This is a genomic window from Campylobacter sp. B0100352/1 (assembly GCF_020135855.1).
Lineage (GTDB): Bacteria > Campylobacterota > Campylobacteria > Campylobacterales > Campylobacteraceae > Campylobacter_D > Campylobacter_D taeniopygiae.
On the sequence record NZ_JACHTP010000069.1, the window covers coordinates 1 to 1,207 of the forward strand.

At 32.2% G+C, this 1,207-nt stretch carries 1 pseudogene; it reads right to left on the reverse strand.

What is annotated here, in order from left to right:
* Nucleotides 1-1,207: pseudogene (locus tag H2279_RS08540) on the reverse strand (hypothetical protein); the annotation flags it as partial.

Consider the following 1,207-nt stretch of genomic DNA (forward strand, 5'->3'; position numbering starts at 1 on the left):
ACCTGATATTTTAATTAAAGTATCAAGTTGTTTTCCACCACCTATGAAAATACCGGCATTATCTCCTTGAAGAGTGGCTCCTTTTTTGACATCGATGCCTTTACCTTGGATACCATTATCAGATCCATCGATGTGGATACCATCTCTACCAGCTTTAATGATGCTACCAGATTCTAAGTTGATTTGACCTAGATTAATTAGAGTTTTATTGGTGTTATATGCATGAAAAGTTATACCATTTAAGCCAGCTTCTATAGTTCCTTGATTGGTAAGATTTTCTATAGTGTTACCATCGCCTATAAGGATACCGTGAGCTTGACTTTTGATTACACCTTCATTTGTAAGATTGTTAATAGTAGAGCCTTTAACTTCAAAACTGTGAATATTAATAGCTCCTGCTAATTCATTTACGGAAGTTGATTCTATAGTTCCTTTGTTAATAAGGGTTTTAATTGAACTAGCCGATAAATTTATTCCTATTTTGCCAGAAATTAAAGCACCGGTTGTATTGGTAAAATTTTCAATAGTAGCTTGGTTAAAGTTGACTCCATAGCTTGCAAAAAAACCAGCAGAAGATTCAATCGGCTCGCTAGTTCCAGTGGTTTTTATAGTACCGCTATTTTCAAATGTACTTATGGTAGTACCACTGCTAATATTTATTCCTCGATCTTGGATTGAATTTATAGTTCCACTATTAGTAAAATTATTTATAGTAGTGTTTTTTATAAATATACTTTCACCATTGTTTGAGCTTATGATTCCACTATTGGTAAAGTTTTCTATAGTTGATTTATTATCATTTGAACCATAAACAGTTAGACTGTATTTAGATTTTCCATCGCCTATAATTCCACTATTTTCAAAAGTAGTAATAGTAGCACCATTGCTTTTTCCAATTTCAATACTAGCAGTATTGCTTCCACCTTGTATAGTTCCTTCATTTTTAAAATTTGTAAGTGATGAACCGTTTTGAAAATTAATAGCGATATTATTATCACCGCTTGGTTTAACTGAACCACTGCTTGTAATAGTTAAAGAAGTATTACCTGTTTCGCTTACAGTGATTGCAGTATTTTGTGCACTACTTACCGTTCCACAAGTTGTATTATTACAACCACCGCCATTAATTTTAGCATCAGCACAAGTACTTAAAACAGAAACTGTTGCTAAAGAAAATAAGAATTTTTTAGAAAGAGATTGATTTTTT